Origin of the sequence: Pseudocoprococcus catus (genome assembly GCF_019734885.1) — a bacterium.
Classification (GTDB): Bacteria; Bacillota; Clostridia; order Lachnospirales; family Lachnospiraceae; genus Coprococcus_A; species Coprococcus_A catus.
The window spans coordinates 175,610-196,446 of record NZ_JAAXCM010000020.1 but is presented as its reverse complement, the minus strand read 5'-3'; the positions used below and the strand labels follow the sequence as shown (position 1 = coordinate 196,446).

Genomic DNA, 20,837 nt, shown 5'->3' with positions numbered 1-20,837 from the left:
TCAAATTCCTCCCTTTCTGAACAATGTATAAAATGAGTACATCGTGCAGGCAACAACAATGCCGACACAGATATTCAGGTAAACAATCAGACCTGCACTGAGGATATTACCCGGTGTTCCCGGTGTGATAATGCTGTGCAGATGATTGGCTCCTGTATAAAATGAATAACTTTTTGCGAAGCAATAAAATGTCAGTGCCCCCACCGTCAGTGCTTTTACAACCTTCTCATTCATAAAACGCTGTGTTTTTTCAAAACCATAGGCCGTCAGATACAAGATCAGACCGGAACCGATAATGGCACCTCCGGAGAAACCGCCGCCCGGTGAAATATGTCCATTCAGCACCACATAGATACCGAAGATGATCATCAGCGGAACAAGGAAATCGGCAACCTTCTGAAGAATCGTATCATTTCGCGGTTCATAATGTCTGTCATTCATATCCTCAATGGCTCTGGATTCCGGATCTTCATCCTTATCCACTCTCAAAAGAATCAAAACACAACACGATGCCACAAACAGCACGCAGGATTCGCCGAATGTATCAAACGCTCTGTAATCAAGGATCATACCTGTTACAATATTGACAGCACCGGTTTCACTGAGTCCTTGCTCAATATATCGGGTCGCCACTTCATTGTTCTCCGGTGCATTCGGATCACCGAATTTCGGCAGAAAGCTCACCGTCCAGAGCAGCAGACAGGCAATAAAAACAGAGACAATCACACCAAATATCTTGTACAGACCTGTAAAACGTCTGACATTCTTTGCCAGTCCCTCTTCAAACATACGCTCACTGTAATTGTTGGACTTAACAATATGTAAATGAACATATCGGATTCTCTCATCACCGAAAACTTCCTTATCCGGTGCGTTCATCTCCATCTGACCTTCGATAGGATCGTAATCTCCCTTTACCCATCTTGTAAACTTGTCAGCAAAACTATTTTGATAATTGGGATTTTTCTTACTCATCAATATCCTCCTCTGCTGTCGTCTTGATCGATCGTATCTTTTTAAGTGTTACAAAGAAAAGGATACTTGTCACTCCCGCGCCTACAGCCGCTTCCGTAATCGCCAAATCGGGAGATTCCAGAATCAGCCATATAATCGCCATGATCAAACTGAAGGCCATGTAAATGACTACGGAAATCAGCAGATTCTTTGAAAAGCTGACTGCTATAGCACAGACAAGCAGAAACACAAGCAATATAATTCTTAACTCTGTCATTCCTCAGGCACCTCACATTCTTCTTCAATCTGTTCATTGGTACTGACCTCAAGTTTTGCGAGCAGATGACTGCACACCGGCGACGCAAACCAGAAAACAATCAGCACTGTCAAAAGCTTCAGGGAGGCAAAGGAAAAACCATAGATAACCATCATTCCCAGAATAATCATCATAATTCCGAGAGAGTCTCCCATTGCCGCAGCATGCATACGATTCAGTGCATATTTCAGCCTAAATACACCGAAAGTCTGTATCACCATGATCAAGATACCAGTCATGATCAAGATTGCCGCTATAATAAAACGAACCGGACTAATACTCATCCTGACTCTCCTCCTCTTTTTTGTGCTGTGCACTCTTCTTCTCATTATAAATGCCGATATAAATCTTCGTTAATACAATAACTGCCACAAAACTCATAATGGCATAAATCAAACAAATATCAAGAATACTGCTCTCATTCAGATAAGCTGCAAGAAGTGCAATAATCGCAATGGTCATTGTTCCGATCATATTCGTGCCCACGATACGGTCCACAAGCCTAGGGCCTTTGATCGTTCTGATCAGGCAAAGAAATGTCAGAACTGCTAAAATAATAATGCATATCAGAAAAAAAGATTTAAAAGCTGTATCCATACTATCCCTCCAGTTTCTTTAACATAGAAACAAATACAGATGAATCAAGACCTTCCCCCATTGTCTTGTCATAACAGTGGATCAGATATTCTCCATCTTTCATTTCTACTGTGATCGTACCCGGTGTCAATGTAATAGAATTCGCCAGAAGCACCTGTGCTGTATGCGTTTTCAGATCCGTTCTGAACCGCACCAATGCCGGCTCCGGAAGAATCTGCGGTGAAAGAAGATAATGAATCATTGTCAGATTGGCCTTAACAATTTCATTCACCAGCACCAGACAATAGGCAGCGATCAACGGCAGCTTTTTCAGAATCAGCATATCTTTTTTGAAACTGAAGCCTGTGAATTTGCATACAAATACGTACATCGCTGCTGAGATAACCAGACCAAAGATGGTGATCTCAACTGTAATCCGTCCATTGAGCATCACCCAGAATAAAAAGAACAATACAAACATAAGCAACCTCTTCTCCTACTTTTTATGCAATAATTATAACATATTCTATTTTTTATTGTCCATAAATATTAAAACATACAAAACGTTTGATCTTATTTATTTTCAATTTATTATTTCGTTATTTTTTTAACAATTATGGTATATTATTAAATTATAGCCAGAAATTATTATAGAAATTTCGCATGCAAACTAAAAAAATATCACACCTTCATCATAAAGGTGTGATATTTTTTTAACAATCAGTTATCGTCTTTCTTCCTATTAAAAGAAGTTTTAGTTATTTTATTTTTTCATTTTGTTATGCATTTTTGGGATTGTACTAAATCTCATACATTTTATTTTTCTTCTATTTTGTGGTAATTTCCGCCGCCCAATTCACGTTCCTGTCTCTTGGTCATCGGCTGATATGGCTTCCTTCCGGCAACACTCTTATAAGCCGGACGAATAATCTTGTCTGCATTTACCAGCTCTTCCATTCGATGTGCACTCCATCCCACAACTCTTGCCATGGCAAAGATTGGTGTATATAATTCAACCGGAATATCCAGCATGCTGTACACAAAACCACTGTAGAAATCCACATTGGCACTAACCCCTTTATAAATCTTACGCTTATCTGCAATGACTTCCGGCGCAAGGCGTTCAATGGTACTGTAGAGCTGATAATCATCCATCCGATCCTTCTCTTTTGCCAGACTCTCCACAAAGCTCTTAAATACAACTGCTCTCGGATCTGATAAAGAATAGACAGCATGTCCCATACCATAAATCAGGCCCTTCCTGTCAAAGGCTTGTTTGTCTACCAATTTCTCAAGATAAACCCGGATCTCATCTTCATCTTTTGTGTCCTTCACATTGTGCTTCAGATCACTCATCATCTCCATAACCTTGATATTGGCCCCGCCATGCTTCGGCCCCTTCAGTGAAGCCAGTGCTGCTGCCATGACAGAATAGGTATCTGATCCCGATGAAGTCACCACATGGGTCGTAAATGTAGAGTTATTACCGCCGCCGTGTTCCATATGAAGCATCAGTGCCACATCCAGTACTTTCGCTTCCAGTACCGTATATTTCTTATCCGGTCTGAGCATCATCAGAATATTCTCTGCCGTGGACAATTCCGGTGACGGTCTGTGAATATACATACTCTCTTCACGCTCATAATGATTGTAGGCATGATAGCCATATACAGCCATCATCGGCACTTCACTGATCAGCATCAGACACTGTCTAAGCACATTGGCCTCGCTCAGATCATTCACACGGTCATCATAAGATGCCAGTGTCAGGATACTTTTCATCAAAGAATTCATAATATCTTTGCTTGGTGCTTTCATGATAACATCCCTGACAAAGTTTGTCGGCAATGTCCGCATACTTCCCAATACATCACAAAACTGCTTTAATTCTCTCTGATCCGGCAGACAACCGAACAGAAGCAGATAAGCAGCTTCTTCAAAACCGAAGCGTTTCTCACGTACTGCTCCGGAAACAAGCTCTCTTACATCATATCCTCTATAATAAAGACGCCCGTCGCAGGGAATCTTCTCACCATCTTTCATGTCAAAGGCTTCAATGGTTGAAATCGTTGTCAAGCCTGCTACAACACCATTTCCATTCTTATCTCTTAACCCGCGTTTTACTTTGTACGTATCATACAGCTCCGGATCAATGGCATCCTTTCCTTCATACAGATTGGCATGTGATTCCAGAAAATCAAATAATAAATGATTCATATTATCCACAGGCACATCCTCCTTCCAGCATTTGTTCGTAATTTGTAACTGTTCAGAGCCAAGCAAAATTTCAAAAAACAGGTATAAAATGCTTGCATTTTTAAGACTGTTTTTGAAATTTTATTTGGCGGATACGCCACACCGACGAAATGCGTAGCATTTTGGAGGTTAGCTCTCAACAGTTACCGTAATTTATTTTAATTATAACGGAGGATTTTTAAAAGTCAACATAACGTCTATTTTTTAATGATGTTTCATAATTTGTTTTTATTTATTTTAGTAAAAATTTATGATTTTTGCTGCATAGAACATAATCTCCTGTGCAGCAAAAAAACCTTCCATATTATTGCGCCCATAAAGCAATAATATGGAAGGTTTCTTCTGTGAATAAATCAGAAAATATACTGTTCAATCTTCTTCTAAGATTGTGGTAGGGTTAAGGAGGAGATTTCTCATTATGTTATTCTAAAATTATTCATTCCGGGTATGATTCGATTTGGTAGAATATGAATCATCACCTGCACAGTTTTCCGATCTGATATAACTGTGCGTCAAAATCTGACAATTACCTTCATCAGATAACTCTATTGTACTCCGTTTTTTTGTATATAGAAATGAAATCAAGCAAGACATCTCTTTCGTCTTTTTTCATCATTTCAATCAATTATGAATCAATATTATTCAATTTTGATTGAAAATTCAATTTCTAAGTGTTATACTGGATATCAGAAAACCATGAGGGAGGTATGCACAATGAACGCCTATGGCACTTTGTTAAAGAAACTGATCCGTTTCACCAATATTAAATTAACAAATCTTGCCGAAATCGTAGGTTATGACACATCGTACATAAGCAAATGGTGCAACAAAGGCAAATTGCCTGCTGCTAAAGCCGCCCCTAATGTCAATAAATGTCTTGCTGATGTTTTTGCTCGGGAAATTGTTGCCCAGGAGGACGCAACACTGTTTGCAGCTGAATTCAACGCTTCCGGTCCGTATGATGAAAGTTCAATTTCGTCAACAATTTTCCAGCTATTAAAAGATGCGTATAAACGTTCCTATGAGGATACCGCCGAAAACCCTAATATGTCCGGTTTGACTGCACCGCGCATGCTGCTGTGGCAGTTGGATATCAAGAATTTTTTTGTCACTGAACTGCCTCAGATGTTAAAGTGCCTGAACGAGCCATGTCATATTTTATGCACCATGGATATCTGCGGATTTCTCCCGGATCTATCCTATGAAGCCAGACACACCAATCATTACAATGCACCTGTCCATATTAAAATGGGCATTAATCCCGAGCGAAGAGGCGTCGATCATTCTTACATCCCGAAGCTGTATTATTTTCTGAACAATTACAATGATATCAATTTTGACTTTTATAACAACAGCTGTATGGATTACATGAATCTGTTTATTGTCAAAAACTGCGTGGCTGTTCAGTGTGCTCTTGATAAGGATTACCGCATCAGCATTGCTCATATTATCACGGATATTTCACAGGTCAACAGTCTGTACCAGAAAATCAATTCTGAATTCACCTTGAGTCGCCTGATGATCCACTCTTCAGATTCTGAAGAACTGTTTTATAATGGCTATCGAACAGAATTTTATGCCCACAACAGTTTTCAGATTATGGTTACCCGGGGATTCGAATTCCTTCTTCCTGCCCAAATCAACCCAAGGCTCATTCAGGCTGCCAGAAATCAGGGGTTTGACGAAAGCATGGCACAGCTTGTGGCACATCTTGGTATCACCTGGGAAGAAATCTTTGAAAAGGGTGAAATTGATTTCTATCTTTTAAAGACCAACCTGCTGCGTTACATTACCGACGGTACCATCTATTTTGCGGATGTTGTCTACCATATGTCTGTTGAAGAACGCAAAGAACACATTCAGCATGTGCTGGAACTGGTCCAGAAGAATCCCAAAATACGTTTCTTCATCATTGATGATGAATGTATCCCGAACTCCGAATATCTTTTCCAGATGTCCGTTTACAACAATAAGCGCAAACTGTTTTTGAAGAATATGGAGCATTATACCACCCAGTGCGGACCAAGCTTTTATACCATACAGAATGAAAGCCTGATCAGCGAAATCAGTCAGTATTTTGATACACTGAAGTCTGAATCTTTCTGTAATGTCTATCAGTCCGAAGATGTTTTCAGATTTTACGAAAAATACGGTACAATGATCGACCGTATGCTTTCGATTGAATAATTAGCACACCCTCATTCAAATGGCGGCCGCATATGTGATTCACATGTGACCGCCATTATTTTATGTAATAGGAAATTCTGAGGAATTCTCTATTACATAAAAAGGCACTAACGCGACTGTGATGCGCACTCGCGCGAATCTGAACTGTTAATCTAAACAGAGATTCCTCAGAGAATTTCTACTCATCCACATGATACAATGGTTCAAACACTCTCCGTATCTGCAGACTTTCTTCTTCCATGTCTTTTGCCTCTCCCACTGCTTCTTTGCAAAAATATGCCTGCGAATTAACAAGGGTTTTGCCGCGTTTGTCAATTTTGACATAACTGCCATCCGGTTGAAGGATATGGGCCTTTACATTATCTGCCAGCTGAACACTGAGGATATGCTTGACAGCCTTCTTGCATTCCTCGTCTTCCACAGGGAACATGATTTCTACACGTTTGTCCAGATTTCTCGGCATCCAGTCTGCACTTCCCATATAAATATCTTCCCAGCCATCATTATAGCAATAAAAAATTCTGCTGTGCTCAAGAAAATTACCTACGATGGAACGCACATGGATATTCTCGCTGAGTCCCGGAATCCCGGCTTTCAGACAGCAGATGCCTCTGATAATCAGGTCTATCTCTACACCTGCACAGGAAGCTTCATAAAGTGCTGCAATAATCTTCGCATCACACAGCGAATTCATCTTCGCAATAATCCGAGAAGCCTTTCCTTCTTTGGCATGCTCCGCCTCCCGCTGAATCAGCTTTAAAAATTTGTCTCTCAGCCAGATCGGTGCCACCACCAGCTTATTCCAATACGGCGGTTCCGAATAGCCCGACAGCATATTAAAGACAGCAGTCGCATCTTCGCCGATTGGTTTTGAGCAGGTAAGCAAACCCATATCTGTATACAGTTTGGCCGTCTGGTCGTTGTAATTACCCGTACCAAGGTGGACATATCGTCTGATACCGTCCTCGTCCCTGCGGACAACAAGGGTAATCTTGCTGTGAGTCTTTAACCCCCTCAGACCGTAAATAACATGGCATCCTGCCTTTTCAAGCATCTTTGCCCAAAGGATATTATTCTCCTCATCAAAACGTGCTTTCAGCTCCACAAGTACAGTTACCTGTTTGCCGTTTTCTGCAGCCGCTGCGAGGGAAGCAATAATCGGAGAATTACCGCTGACACGGTAGAGCGTCTGCTTAATTGCCAGCACATCCGGATCTTTGGATGCCTGACGGACAAATTCTATAACCGGTGTAAATGTCTGATAGGGATGATGCAGCAGAATATCTTTTCTCCTGATCTGGGTAAAAATATCTTCCTCGGTATTCATGCCCTTTACCGGCTGAGGAATATATTTGTCATATCTTAAATGGTCAAAGCCTTCAAAACCACTGATTTTCATCAGAAATGTCAGATCCAGCGGACCGCCGATCCGATAAATAGCCTCTTCCGCTACATCCAGTTCTTTTTTCAGGATCTTCAGCAGACGCCGGTCCATATTTTCTTCCACTTCCAGACGAATAACCTCTCCCCATTGCCGCATTTTCAGCTGCCTCTGGATTTCTTTCAAAAGATCCGCCGCATCTTCCTCATCAATAGACAAATCCGCATTTCGCATAATTCTGTACGGATGCGCACAGATTACCTCATAATTTAAAAATAACTTCTGGATATTTTTCTCTATGATCTGCTCAAGAAGAATGACTGTCGTATCCTCTTCATTTTCGGAAGGAATCATGACAATTCTCGGCAGCACATTCGGCACCTGGACTGTTGCAAAATCATACTCTCCCGCCTGCTCTTCATTTCTGATCAGCGCACCGATATTCAGTGTTTTATTGCGGATTAAAGGAAAAGGTCTCGATGAATCAACTGCCATCGGCGTCAGCACAGGGTAAACATCTCTCATAAAGTATTCATCGACAAATTCCGCCTGTGTCGGGCTCAGATCTTCAAACTGATCGATAATGACCATGTGATTTTGTTTTAAAACCGGCAGGAAAGAGCGATTATACGTGCTGTACTGAACACCCACCAGTTCATGAGTCTTTTTGCCGATATGCTTTAACTGCTCCTGAGGCTTCATGCCCGCAATATCCGGTTTTGTATATCCTGCATGGACCATATCCTTTAAAGATGCCACACGGATCATAAAAAATTCATCCAGATTGGAGGCCGTAATACTTAGGAATTTCAGCCGTTCAAAAAGCGGCAGACTCTTGTCCCTGGCTTCACTCAGTACTCTGTAATCAAACTCCAGCCAACTCAGTTCACGGTTTCTGTAATTTTCCGGCTGTTCAAATCGACGGCTCATGATCCTACCTCCTCTTCATTCTCAATACAGGTTTAAATCCATAAATTTCCTCAAAGAAATGACTCTTGTTCTCAATCGTACTCTGCTCAAGAGTTATATCATAGATCGTATCCGCACGAATGATCAATTCTTTCTCCTTAAAGGTTGTGGTCACCTTGCGTATCTTCTGTTTATGACTTCTGTCCATACCATTAGCCAGACGAAGAATCGCCGCCAGTTTCAGCATACGAATATAATTCATCCGCTTTAACGGAGCCTTCAGCTCTGAAAGCTTCGGCACAGATTTCCAGGCATTATATTTAATAGTGTCCGCAACAATTCTCTTTTCCTGTTCCGAAAGACCCACAAATTCCGTGGCCCTGACAATATCACAGCTGTAATCCGTGCCCCCAAGCATATTGACATATTTGCCGCAGTCATGAAGAATACAGGCCATCTGAAGCAACATACGGTCCCTCGGATCCAGTCCTGCCCTCTTTTTGATACCGTCAAATATTGCAAGCGCAGTCTTTTCTACATTGCCTGTATGCTCTTTATTGCTGTCATAACGTTTGGCAATTGTTCTTGCATAAGAAACAATATCATCCGCAAAATAATGGGCAGGTTCGATCTCCTCCTGCTTTTCGGCATAATCAACAATCATGCCATCGCAGAGATCACAGCCTGCTGCCCATATTTTCTCCGCACCGGAAATCTCGATGATCTTTCTGTAAACGATGATGGCCGGTTTTAAAACCGTTGCCAGTTCATAAGGAATGCTGAACTTTGCAGACAATTCTTCTTCTCCGGCTGCCAGCACACTATCGCATACTGCATCAAAAGCAGGTCGCTCCATAAAACTCTTCCTGCCGTCACTGCCTATAATTTTGACAATGGACTCCATTTCCTCACCGACAGCAATAATATGCCGGACTTTGCGCCCATGCATAAAAAGTCTTGAAAATGTATCGATATAATTGCCGATATAATCTTCCATGACGTTGACGAAATTATCTGTCTGCCCTTCTAAGTCTGCCAGAATTTCCCTGATTCGAAGAGACCCCAGCTTCAGATTCTGGGTATAGATCAGTTTGCCGTCATCATAAATCGTAATCTGAAGGCTTCCTGATCCCATATCCACAATCGCTGTCCCATCACGAATCAGCTGTTCAAAGTTTTCCATCCCCCGGGCTACCGATTTCAGCAAAAGGAAACGCTGCTGGGCATTGTCAATGGTTCCCACCTCAAGGCCTGTCCGCACACGGATCTGGTCTACAATGAGTTCACAATTGCTGGCCTCGATCAGCGCACTGCTGCCCAGAGCAAGATAATCTTCAACTTTATATTCTTCCATTTTCATGGAAAAGCGTTCCAAAACATCACACAGTTCTCTGACAAGATCATATTCGATATAGCCTTTCGTATAAGTATCACTGCCAAGTTCGATATAGTAACGAACGTAGTCTATTTCCCGGATACCCGTCTTTCTGGAAATCTCATAGATTTTCATACTGACCTCTCCGGACCCCACATTAATGGCAGCAAGCGTTTTGTATGACATGCTGATCCCCCCTGTTAATTTACTCAACCTGAATATAATTTCCAAGTATCTTAAAATTAATTGTTTCCTGCGCCATACCTCTTAAGGCATCTTGAACAGGTGCTTCTCCGATATTGCCGTCAAAATCAATGAAAAAACGATAGCGCCATTTTGCCCCCTGGATCGGTCTGGATTCAATCTTTGTCATATTCAGACTGTTATAAATAATAAAGCCAAGTGCATGATAAAGACTTCCTGTCTCATGGGCATTGGCCAGCTCAAAGGAAATGCTGATGCCGTCCGCACCCTTTACATATTCCTTTTTGTGGCGAATGATAATGAATCGCGTGGAATTATTGTCATTGTCACTGATCTTTTCCTTCAACACGGACAGTGAATAATATTCTGCTGCTGCAGGTGATGCGATAGCCGCCTGTGTTTTATCCTGCTCCACAAGCACCTTTCTTGCACTAACCGCTGTATTCTGCAGGCTGACCTGTTCCCATTCCGGCTTTTCATCAAGAAATCTGCTGCACTGAAGTAATCCCTGCGGATGTGAATAAACCGTTTTGATCTGATCGATCTCTGTTCCCGGAAGACCAAGCAGCGCATGCTCCACCTTCACAACATATTCACCCACAATGTAATTGTCATAAAGATGCATCAGATCATAGACATCCGTAATAATACCTGTTGAAGAATTCTCCACCGGCAGAACACCATAATCCGCACGACCCTCATGAACCTCCTTCATGACATCCTCAAAGGTTTTAACATGATAGCAGTCCGCATCTTTACCAAAGTAACCAAGTGTCGCCTGATGGCCGTAAGCCCCTTCTACGCCCTGAAAGACGACCCTGGCCCCTGAATGATCCCCGCTGTATTCCACAAAGCCAAAATTGTCCTGATGTGCCTCTGCAACCAGTTCATACTGCCGCACACGGCTAATGGCCATCAGCTGATTAAATAATGTTTCCACGCCCCGGGCGTTGAAACTGCTCGTTGCCATATCCTTTGCTCTCTCAATTTTGCTGCGCTCTCTCACCGGATCATAGACAGGTTTTCCGCAGCCGATCTTATACCGGGCCACCTGTTCTGCCACATCCATTCTTTCCTCAAAAAGACGAATGATCTGTTTGTCAATGTCATCTATATGGTCTCTTAATACGCCTAAATCCATCTGTTTGTCCTCTGTCTCAATTGTAATTATTTGTTCTTTTTCTTCAATACCGCCAGCAGTTCATTGACTGTTTGATTAAGCAGCGGGTGTCTGAATGTACCGGCAATATCCGATAGCGGCTTTAACACAAATTCTCTGTTGGCCAGATCAATATGCGGTATCTGCAGATCCGGTGTATCCAGGATCAGATCATCATAAAAAAGAATATCCAGATCCACCGTTCTTGGTCCCCAATGGATTTCTCTTGTTCTTCCCAGCTTGTGTTCGATATCATGAAGCAGTACAAGAAGCTCTTCCGGTGTATACAATGTCTCAATTTCAAGGCATCCATTGATAAACGCCGGCTGATCCGTATAGCCATACGGTGCTGTTTCATAAAAAGGCGAACGTTTCAATACCTTTACATCCGGCACTGTATCGAGCAGCTGAATGGCAGCCGCAAGATTCATCTGCCGATCTCCAAGATTACTTCCGATGCCAAGAAGTGCTCTGTGTCTGCTTCGTGCAATATGAACCAATACCGTATCAAATGCATACGGCACCGGCGCACCCGGTTTCTCCAGCTCTAACGTCACTTTCCTGACCATCGGGTATTGCAGCAGCAAATATCTGGCCAGATCTTCAGCCGCTGCCTCGATCAGCTTTCTTCTGTTCTTTTTTGTCCACTCTGCCATTCTCTGGCAGACTTCACCATAGTTGACAGATGCCTGAAGATCATCCGTCACACCTGCTTTTCTAGTATCCAATTCCAATTCTGCCGTAATATAAAATTTCTGGCCCAACCGCTTTTCTTCTTCATAAACACCATGATAGGCATAAACTTCCAGTCTTCTTATGCATATCTTATCCAAAATCAGGTCTCCCCTTTCCATTTATTAAAAAATCGTATCTGTTCAGAGCTAACCTCCAAAATGCTACGCATTTCGTCGGTGTGGCGTATCCGCCAAATAAAATTTCAAAAACAGACTTAAAAATGTAAGCATTTTATACCTGTTTTTGAAATTTTGCTTGGCTCTGAACAGTTACAAAAAAACAATGGATCGCTGTATTTTTACCGAACATTTTCCCGGCATCCATCACTTTCCTATCTGACATCTCTGATGGCTTCTGCCATACGAATGGCACGGTAATTGGCAGCCACATCATGAACACGAACAAAACCATTATGTGCCTGCACGGCCCACACGGAAGTGACAAGCGTTCCTTCGACTCTCTGATCAACCGGCAAATCAAGGGTCAGGCCGATCATAGATTTTCTGGATGTACCAAGCAGCACCGGATATCCGAAATCATTGAAACGTTCAAGATTTTTCATTACCAACAGATTCTGTTCCAGGGTCTTGCCAAAACCAACACCCGGATCAAGAATGATTTTATCATCTGCTATACCGGCCTGCTTTGCAGTCTGTATGATTTTCTTCATATCCTGCATGCAGTCCAAAAGAAAATCCTGATAATCTGCCTCCTTGCGGTTATGCATCAGGCAGCAGGCCACACCTGACTCAGAGATCAGCCCTGCCATCTTCGAATCCCACTGCAACCCCCATATATCATTGATCAGATCACAGCCTGCTCCAATCGCTTCTTTCGCTACCGCTGATTTATAAGTATCCACAGAAAGCGGGATATCAAACTCCCTTTTCAGACATTCAACCACCGGCACAACCCTTGCAATTTCCTCATCATCTGAAATCTGTACATGTCCCGGCCGCGTTGATTCTCCTCCGATATCGATGATCTCTGCACCTTCTTTGATCATCTGCTGCACGCGATGTCTGACATCATCCATACTTTTATAACTGCCGCCATCTGAAAAAGAATCCGGCGTCACATTTAAAATAGCCATTATCGCCGTATGCTTTGCTGTATCAAATATTTTATTGCCAATCTGCATTCTATGCCTCCCGTTAATCCATGATCGTCCTGTTTTTCTGCTCCTTCGGCCAATAGCATGCATCCTGTGCTTCACAAAGCCAGCATACTCTTGATCTTTTATCTGCCTGATAAAGCAGATGCGAAAAAATTTCCACTTCTTTAGATGGCTTTTCTCTGTGGCTGCCTATTGCCTCGAGAATCTGCCTGATCTCATTCCTGCTAAAAGATGTATCCTCCAAAATATCTGCCGCCAGGGCAGCTCCAGCCTCTTCATGGGGAATATCCTCCTCATACTGCCGCCATCTTCCGATATCATGCAGCAGCGCTGCCCCGTAGATCATTTCCTTTGAAATACCCAGGTGCTGTTCCAGATTGACAATATACGCCATCCGTGCCACATCCAGACTATGGGATATACCATGGCAACAGAATTCTCTGTTCTTCTCACACTCACCAATCTTTTTCATGGACATTTTGAAAATGGGATGATGAATAATTCTGTCAATATTCTCCATCTGAAGATTTCCTTCCTGTTAATTGATACCACCCTGCCATTGTGGAAAGTGATCCAAAACATACAATGGCTGCCTTTCCCGCACCAAGCTTTCTCGCCGTCTTCAGGGCTTCTTCCTGACTGGCTGCTGCCGTCACCTGTTTAAAATAATGCGACGCCCGCTCTGCCAGGGCGTCGGATGACAGACCTCTTGGATTCCCGGGTTTAAACGCGATCAATGTATTCGAATATGCCGATACCATCTCCAGCATCTGTGTATAATCCTTATCTGCAAAAACTCCCATAACCAAAATCACCGGCCAATCCCGCAAATATAGGGCTATAGAATCTATGAGACTCTTTACCCCATCCGGATTATGTGCCCCGTCAATGATAAGCGGCGGCACATCTTCCAGTACCTCAAATCTTCCCGGCCATCTGGCAGATGCGATTCCCTCTGCCATCTTCTGCTGATCTATCCATTGCCCCGGCAGCTTTGAAATGCCCGCAGGAAAATCACCTGCCGGAAGTTCGCAGAGCAATTCCACCGCAGCCATGGCAATGGATGCATTCCAGGGCTGACAGCATCCTGCCATAACGGTTCTGACATTACGGCAGTTCTCATAATCAAATATCTGTCCCTCATAAAGATCCGCAGTATGAATAACTGCTGCGTCTCTGTCAACAATCCGATACCGGCAGTGTTTCTGATGACAAATTTCAACCAATGTATCGACAGCCTCCCTGCGCCCGGCCCCAATAACCGCCGGACGTTTGTCTTTGATGATTCCTCCCTTTTCGGAGGCAATGGCCTCGATGGTATCCCCCAAAAATTTCATGTGATCCATACCAATAGAAGTGATTACCGAAACAAGGGGATGCGGCACCACATTCGTGGCATCCAGTCTTCCCCCCATTCCTGTCTCCAGAACAACAAAATCACATCTTGATGCTTTAAAATAGAGAAAAGCCATCACTGTCTCCAACTCAAAGGCTGATGCCCCTTCCATACCTTCAGCCTGCATTTTTTCATCGGCCTCACGCACTCTGCTCATCCAATAAGCCGTATCCGCTTTGGAAACCCAGCTGTCATTAATCTGTATCCGTTCTCTGTAATCAAAAAGTGTCGGAGATACATATCGTCCCACTCTGTATCCAGCCTTCATCAATATAGAAGAAATATAGCTGCAAACAGATCCTTTGCCATTAGTTCCTGCCACATGAATCACATTGCACTTTTTCTCTGGATGTTCCGTTTTTTCAAGCAATGCCTGAATTCTCACCAGTCCCGGCATAATCCCGTTGCAGCTGACTGTTTCTATATATTCTATTGCCTCATCATAATTCATGATCGGCCTCCATTCATGACTATCTTCTCAAACATCCTTTATTCCATTCATCCTGCATCTGGTTAACTTTTATCTGAAGCTTACTTCTCATCCACAACCTGGAACACATAGAATTTCAGGTAATAAGACTCATCCGCTGACCACAAGATCGGATGATCCGCAGCCTGTGTACGGTATTCTACCTGACGCAGACGTTTATGGACACTTCTTGCTGCCTGATGCAGCATTTCAGTAAAAAGTTCATAGGTCATGAAATGTGAACAGGAACATGTTGCCAGAAAGCCTCCGTCTTTCACAAGTTTCAGACCACGCATATTGATTTCTCTGTAGCCTTTCATGGCATGTTTAACAGAATTTCTTGATTTGGTAAATGCAGGCGGATCCAGAATCACAACATCATATTTCTCCCCCTGCTTCTCTAGTTCAGGGAGCAGATTAAATACATCCGCACATTGAAAATGCACTGTATCCTGCAGACCATTAAGAGCTGCATTCTCTTCTGCCTGGTGCACAGCCAGTTCGGATGCATCCACACCTGTGACCTCAGCTGCACCTGCAATACCTGCATTTAATGCAAAAGAGCCTGTATGTGTAAAGCAGTCAAGCACTCTGGCGCCCTTACACAGTCTCTGAATAGACAGTCGATTATACTTCTGATCCAGGAAAAAGCCTGTCTTCTGTCCGTCCTTAACATCAACGATATAACGGACACCATTCTCAATAATCGGAACGTTGGTGTCAAAAGGCTCACCAATAAACTCTTTGACACGTTCCATCCCCTCCTGGTCACGGTATTTGCCATCGCTTCTCTCGTAGACCCCCCTGACATTGATACCGTCTTCCAGAAGAATCTCCTTCAGCAGATCGACAATATCAAGTTTCATTCGATCCATACCCAGGGCTGTCACCTGTACCACCAGTACATCTGAGAATTTATCAACTACCAGGCCCGGCAGAAAATCTGCCTCTCCAAACACAAGCCTGCAGCTGGATACATCTGTTACTTTCTTACGATAATCCCATGCAGCCTGAAGTCTTTCCCTCAAAAAATCCCGATCAATTTCCTGATCCACATGGCGTGTCATCAAACGGACTCTGATCTTGGAATGACGATTGATAAAACCACGGCCCATAGGATAACCATCAAAATCTCTTACGATCACCATATCACCATCTTCATAGCTGCCTGTTACGGATGCGATCTCGTTATCATAGACCCATGCACCGCCGGACTTTAAGGTACGTCCTTCACCTTTTTTCAGCACTACAACTGCCTGTCCCATTTTATCTACTCCTATATCTTCATCTATTTCTATAAATCATTATGTCATGTACAACTTTATCATTTATTTTCATGATAATCAAGCTATTTATATGTATAAAATACACCTGCAGATGCATAGACTGTTAATGAAGAAAGAATACATTCTTTACGGCCGGATGAGATAAGTACAGACTGCAGGGTCAGTTCTGTGTCACGTGACCGTCTCCCGGCCGGCTACATAATAAATAGGACCGCTTCGTTTTTCCACAGACAACGTATCCGGATCCCGCACCGCCGTCTGGGAATAAATTCTGAACACAGCAAAAAAACTGCCGTCTGACGATTGCTCGTCAAAACGGCAGTTTTTATTATGTTCATATGTATAGTCTGTCAAAAACAGATTTGCCTTTTCCTGGATTAGCAGATACCAATTGAACCAAGGATAATGATAACTACACAAGAAATCAAAGGAATGATAACTGTATTCATACCGATATCAATATAAGATTCCTTATGTGTCATACCTGTTACTGCAAGCAGTGTGATAACGGCGCCGTTATGAGGCAGAGTATCCATACCACCGGAAGCAACAGCAACTACTCTATGCAGTACTTCGTGGCTGATACCCATTGCTTCGGCCTGTTTGCTGAATGTTTCTGCAAATGTTGCAAGAGCGATAGACATACCACCGGAAGCAGAACCAGTAACACCGGCAAGAACAGATGTAGAAATCGCACCACCAACCAGTGGATTGCCTGCTGATAATGCCAGCATTGCATGAGCAAGGATTTCATAACCAGCAAGTGTCTTAACAACGTTACCGTAACCAACCTCAGATGCTGTATTCATAACTGCAAGGAAAGAACCGGAAACACCTTCTTTTAATGTCTCAACGATACCTTTCTTGAATCTCTTCGCATTGAAGATGATAACGAGAATAATACCAACGATCAAAGCAATAACAAGTGCCCATGTACCAGCTACAGAAGTAAGTGCTGTGTTGTATGGTTCACCTTCCAGATAAGCATACTTGTCTGCATTTGCAGCAACAAATACAACCTTGGATAATACGAAGTTAACAACGATAACTGCGATAACCGGGATAATAGCTGTACCAAAGGATGGCAGATTAGAATGGTCGATCTGAGCCAGTGTTTCGTTTGGATGATCACCATAGCCTTCACCCTTAGCCATTGCATGTTTGATACGTGTTGTCAGCCAAGCCATACCACCAAGGAACATGATCAGGGCTGCGATAATACCAAGAATAGGAGCTGCGAAAACGTCTGTACCGAAATACTTCATAGGAATTGTATTCTGAATCTGAGGTGTACCCGGAATAGCTGTCATTGTGAATGTAAAAGCACCAAGAGCGATACATCCTGGAAGGAAACGCTTTGGAATACCAGCTTTTCTGAAAAGTACAGCGCCGATTGGGTAAATAGCAAATGCTGCTACGAACAGAGATACACCACCATATGTGATAACTGCACAAGCAAGAACAACAGCTAATGCCTCTTTACCTTTACCAAGCTTATCGAAGATAAAATCTGCGATCGCCATAGCTGAACCAGACTGATCCATTACAGTACCGAAAATAGCACCAAGCAGGAAGAATGGGAAGTAGCTCTTAACATAACCAGCCATGTTAGTCATAAATACTTCCGTATAAGTTGCAAGAATGTGGAATTGACCACCTGTAACGATTGCAGTCAGAACAGCTGCAAGCAGAGCAAGAATCGGTGCAAGAAGGACGATAGACCATCCTTTATAACCCAAATAAATCAACAATACCAATGATATAACAATCGCCAATACTGATAACATAATTTTCTCTCCCTTATTTATGTAATTTTTCTAAGCAGTTTTTCCGCAAGATCAAGCCTTTGGAGGCATAACAGTTGCTTTACCTTTGATAACGACTTCGCCATCCTGATTAACAACTGTAGTATCCAGGATCACTCTGTTCTTTTCAAGAATGATCTCTTCAACTGTAGCAGTAGCTGTAACAGTATCACCAATATGAACCGGCTTAGTGAACTTCAGCTCCTGACCCATGTAGATTGTTCCCGGGCCCGGCAGGTACATGCCAAGTACTGCAGAAATAAAACCTGCACCCAGCATACCATGTGCGATTCTTGTCTTAAACATTGTCTTAGAAGCAGCTACCTCATTGGTATGTGCAGGATTTAAATCACCTGTAATACCAGCAAAGAGATAAACATCTGTTTCTGAAACAGTTTTAGTTACACTTGCATGATCACCAATCTTCATTTCCTGAATTGTCATAATCATACCCTCCTTTTTAAAGATTTTTCTCCCTTTTTACACCTTAACGACAAATATCACTATCTGTACGGCAACCATATAAGATAGGGAATAGATTTCCAGTTTCTCACATGGAACAAGCACCTTTTGTTATAAAAATCACATACAATTCGAGTAATAACTTTCTCTCTATCGTCATTCACTGCAACTGCATACAATCTTTTATGAACATTTACCCACATAATTGTGAAATAAATATATAAAGGTACTGTGAATTTGCATCTTCATTTTAACAAATATCACCCCATTTTGTAAAGTATGCATAATTCAATTGGTCATGAATTAATTCTATACTTGTTTCCATATTGGAATAGTTGAATAAACTATGTATATTCTTTAACAGTGTCTTTATTATCGACAACAAAATGTATAAAATCTTTCATCTGAGCTGTGATTAATTTCTCTTTCTTGAAAATCATAGCAATATTCCATGGGAATTCCGGTTCTCTCAAACGGACCATCTTAATTCTCTCACTGGAATAAAATCTCTCCATAATCGGAACCGGCAAAATACTGATGCCCTGATTGTAAGCAACCATCTCTGCCAGGAAATCCCACTGGGAACTCTCTGTTGTAATATGAGGGTAAAATCCTGCAATCTCACAATTCTTGATGATCCTGTCATGGAGCATATAGGTACTGTCTAATATCAGAAAATCCTCATGTACCAATTCCCTGAAACTGACTTCATCATGGCTGGCCAGAGGATGATCTTTATTAACAATCAATGCATTATCCGAGGACATCGCCGGAATGATCTGATAATTCTCTTCATTAATAATAGGTAAAATAACAACACCGATATCAATGCTTCCCGCATCTACCTGGTTCTGGACAATATTCGCACCAACTTCCGAGATTTCCAGTTCAATATTAGGATACTGTTTGATAAAGCGAAATAAAAGATGGCTGAAATAAACAGTTGAAATAACCGGTGGAATACCTATTCTGAGTCTTCTCCTGCTCCGATGTATCTTCTCTATAATCTCATCCTGACTCTCATCTATATATCGCAGCAATTTCTCTCCTTCTGCATAAAGAATCCTGCCTTCTTCTGTCAGATTAAAGCTCTTACTTGTACGGTCAATCAATGTAACATTCAATTCCTGTTCCAACGATTTCACCGATTTACTTAATGCAGATTGTGAAACATAAATATCGTCTGCTGCTTTAGTAAAACTTTCACGCTTTGATATATCCACAAAATACGATAAATGCTTCAAATTCATAATACATCCTGTTCCTCTCTTTCTCTTTAGTGAGAAATACAAAAAAATAACACCGTCCATCATGATGCCATTCGCTAAACATAAAATTTACATAAAAAGTATAATCCAATTATTTACATTCCATAAATTGATTATACCATTTCCGAATAACACCATGAAGCTTTTATGTCCATTTAAGCTATGAATTTTTTTCATAATTCGAATTTTAGAAAAGCAAAGCCCGAAAGCTTTGCCATTCTCTCTGTTTTACTTGTCCTCTAACTATTTCGGCCATTCTTACTCAGATGCAGATTCATAAACTGATTCGATTTCTGTCTCCATACTGCTCTCCGACTCTGTCGACTGCATCGCAGCCTTCTGCTTGGCTACTGCCGCATCCACCTGACGCTGACGCACTTCAGCAATCTTACCGTCAGGAACGATATAGCACAAAAGAACAAATCCAATCGCACCGACGGCGAAGCGGATATTCCTGTTCATTGGTTCTTTCCCAAGCTTCTCTAATACTGTATCCGGAAATGATGTGATAAAGACCGCCAGAAACGCACTGAGGATTCCCGGAAGAATCATCTTCATGGAAATACTGGCTATAAGGAAACTGCACAGTACAAATTCAACCAGTACAAAGAAAAAATTAACACCTTTTTTCTTCTCATTCTTTGTGCCCTTTTTTGCACTCTTGGTGCTGTTCTTACTCATTCTACTTTTTCTCCTATCAGTCCTTGATTCTCTGCTGCAGCACAAAAACTAAGCTTCGATATTCACACTCTTCAGATAATCAATAACCTTCCCAACTGTTGTCAGTTTCTCCAACTCTTCCGCAGGAATTTCAATATTGTATTCTTCTTCAAGATTTGTTACCAGTTCAAATAAATCCAGAGAATCCGCACCGAGATCTTCTTTGAAAGAAGTTGCCTCTGTGATCTCATCCTCATTCACACCAAGTTCTTCTGCTAAAAGCGCCTTAATCTTCTCTAACATCTTCATACTCCTTTATCAA

General features: G+C 42.1%; 21 protein-coding genes. 1 reads left to right on the top strand and 20 read right to left on the bottom strand.

Annotation, left to right across the window (positions count from 1 at the left end; all coding sequences use genetic code 11):
* The 6 genes from mbhE to HED67_RS02870 all read right to left on the bottom strand — a co-directional run bounded on the left by mbhE (window position 1) and on the right by HED67_RS02870 (window position 4,063).
* Window positions 1-975 (bottom strand): hydrogen gas-evolving membrane-bound hydrogenase subunit E, encoded by a 975-nt coding sequence (mbhE, locus tag HED67_RS02895; protein ID WP_178438154.1) that lies wholly within the window; start codon window positions 973-975, stop codon window positions 1-3.
* The gene (locus HED67_RS02890; protein WP_178438152.1) at window positions 968-1,231 is read right to left on the bottom strand and encodes a hydrogenase subunit MbhD domain-containing protein; all 264 of its coding nucleotides are present in this window, start codon (window positions 1,229-1,231) and stop codon (window positions 968-970) included. The genes mbhE and HED67_RS02890 overlap by 8 nt, the downstream gene beginning before the upstream one ends.
* Window positions 1,228-1,554 carry a cation:proton antiporter gene (locus HED67_RS02885; protein ID WP_178438150.1) on the bottom strand — a complete coding sequence of 109 codons (327 nt, stop codon included), beginning with the start codon at window positions 1,552-1,554 and terminating at the stop codon, window positions 1,228-1,230. Before HED67_RS02885 ends, HED67_RS02890 begins: the two co-directional genes overlap by 4 nt.
* A complete protein-coding gene (locus tag HED67_RS02880; RefSeq protein WP_178438148.1) occupies window positions 1,544-1,867 on the bottom strand; it encodes a monovalent cation/H+ antiporter complex subunit F in 324 nt (107 codons plus the stop codon). Before HED67_RS02880 ends, HED67_RS02885 begins: the two co-directional genes overlap by 11 nt.
* A 1-nt stretch (window position 1,868) precedes the next feature.
* On the bottom strand, window positions 1,869-2,327 hold the full coding sequence (locus HED67_RS02875) for a Na+/H+ antiporter subunit E (RefSeq protein WP_178438146.1): 459 nt from the start codon (window positions 2,325-2,327) through the stop codon (window positions 1,869-1,871).
* Window positions 2,328-2,662: 335 nt separating this feature from the next.
* Complete coding sequence (locus tag HED67_RS02870; RefSeq protein WP_178438236.1) at window positions 2,663-4,063, bottom strand: citrate/2-methylcitrate synthase; 1,401 nt, start codon at window positions 4,061-4,063, stop codon at window positions 2,663-2,665.
* A gap of 753 nt (window positions 4,064-4,816) precedes the next feature.
* On the opposite strand from HED67_RS02870, the gene HED67_RS02865 reads away from it, so the two are divergent.
* Complete coding sequence (locus HED67_RS02865; protein WP_178438939.1) at window positions 4,817-6,289, top strand: hypothetical protein; 1,473 nt, start codon at window positions 4,817-4,819, stop codon at window positions 6,287-6,289.
* Between the two features lie 178 nt (window positions 6,290-6,467).
* On the opposite strand, the gene HED67_RS02860 is transcribed toward HED67_RS02865, so the two are convergent.
* The 14 genes from HED67_RS02860 to acpP all read right to left on the bottom strand — a co-directional run bounded on the left by HED67_RS02860 (window position 6,468) and on the right by acpP (window position 20,818).
* Window positions 6,468-8,600 (bottom strand): RNA degradosome polyphosphate kinase, encoded by a 2,133-nt coding sequence (locus HED67_RS02860; RefSeq protein ID WP_221717462.1) that lies wholly within the window; start codon window positions 8,598-8,600, stop codon window positions 6,468-6,470.
* Window positions 8,601-8,604: 4 nt separating this feature from the next.
* A complete protein-coding gene (locus tag HED67_RS02855) occupies window positions 8,605-10,140 on the bottom strand; it encodes a Ppx/GppA phosphatase family protein (protein ID WP_221717461.1) in 1,536 nt (511 codons plus the stop codon).
* Between the two features lie 19 nt (window positions 10,141-10,159).
* Window positions 10,160-11,299: a bifunctional chorismate mutase/prephenate dehydratase gene (locus HED67_RS02850; RefSeq protein WP_221717460.1), complete on the bottom strand. Its 1,140-nt coding sequence runs from the start codon at window positions 11,297-11,299 to the stop codon at window positions 10,160-10,162.
* A gap of 26 nt (window positions 11,300-11,325) precedes the next feature.
* Window positions 11,326-12,150, bottom strand: a complete 825-nt coding sequence (gene folK / locus HED67_RS02845) for a 2-amino-4-hydroxy-6-hydroxymethyldihydropteridine diphosphokinase (RefSeq protein WP_178438952.1) — start codon at window positions 12,148-12,150, stop codon at window positions 11,326-11,328.
* Between the two features lie 233 nt (window positions 12,151-12,383).
* Window positions 12,384-13,193 carry a dihydropteroate synthase gene (folP, locus tag HED67_RS02840; RefSeq protein WP_178438955.1) on the bottom strand — a complete coding sequence of 270 codons (810 nt, stop codon included), beginning with the start codon at window positions 13,191-13,193 and terminating at the stop codon, window positions 12,384-12,386.
* A 13-nt stretch (window positions 13,194-13,206) separates the two neighbouring features.
* Window positions 13,207-13,689 carry an HD domain-containing protein gene (locus tag HED67_RS02835; RefSeq protein WP_215632725.1) on the bottom strand — a complete coding sequence of 161 codons (483 nt, stop codon included), beginning with the start codon at window positions 13,687-13,689 and terminating at the stop codon, window positions 13,207-13,209.
* On the bottom strand, window positions 13,676-15,016 hold the full coding sequence (locus tag HED67_RS02830; protein ID WP_221717459.1) for a bifunctional folylpolyglutamate synthase/dihydrofolate synthase: 1,341 nt from the start codon (window positions 15,014-15,016) through the stop codon (window positions 13,676-13,678). The genes HED67_RS02835 and HED67_RS02830 overlap by 14 nt, the downstream gene beginning before the upstream one ends.
* 80 nt (window positions 15,017-15,096) lie before the next feature.
* Window positions 15,097-16,299 (bottom strand): class I SAM-dependent rRNA methyltransferase, encoded by a 1,203-nt coding sequence (locus HED67_RS02825; RefSeq protein WP_221717458.1) that lies wholly within the window; start codon window positions 16,297-16,299, stop codon window positions 15,097-15,099.
* Window positions 16,300-16,491: 192 nt separating this feature from the next.
* Window positions 16,492-16,674: a hypothetical protein gene (locus tag HED67_RS02820; RefSeq protein WP_221717457.1), complete on the bottom strand. Its 183-nt coding sequence runs from the start codon at window positions 16,672-16,674 to the stop codon at window positions 16,492-16,494.
* A gap of 23 nt (window positions 16,675-16,697) precedes the next feature.
* Window positions 16,698-18,107, bottom strand: coding sequence for a GntP family permease (locus tag HED67_RS02815; RefSeq protein ID WP_221717456.1), 1,410 nt, complete (start codon window positions 18,105-18,107; stop codon window positions 16,698-16,700).
* A 51-nt stretch (window positions 18,108-18,158) separates the two neighbouring features.
* Window positions 18,159-18,569 carry a MaoC family dehydratase gene (locus HED67_RS02810; protein WP_215632721.1) on the bottom strand — a complete coding sequence of 137 codons (411 nt, stop codon included), beginning with the start codon at window positions 18,567-18,569 and terminating at the stop codon, window positions 18,159-18,161.
* 362 nt (window positions 18,570-18,931) lie between these two features.
* Window positions 18,932-19,837, bottom strand: coding sequence for a LysR family transcriptional regulator (locus HED67_RS02805; protein ID WP_221717455.1), 906 nt, complete (start codon window positions 19,835-19,837; stop codon window positions 18,932-18,934).
* A 276-nt stretch (window positions 19,838-20,113) separates the two neighbouring features.
* Window positions 20,114-20,536 (bottom strand): hypothetical protein, encoded by a 423-nt coding sequence (locus HED67_RS02800; protein WP_178438973.1) that lies wholly within the window; start codon window positions 20,534-20,536, stop codon window positions 20,114-20,116.
* Between the two features lie 48 nt (window positions 20,537-20,584).
* Complete coding sequence (gene acpP, locus HED67_RS02795) at window positions 20,585-20,818, bottom strand: acyl carrier protein (protein ID WP_178438976.1); 234 nt, start codon at window positions 20,816-20,818, stop codon at window positions 20,585-20,587.
* Between the last annotated feature and the right edge of the window lie 19 nt (window positions 20,819-20,837).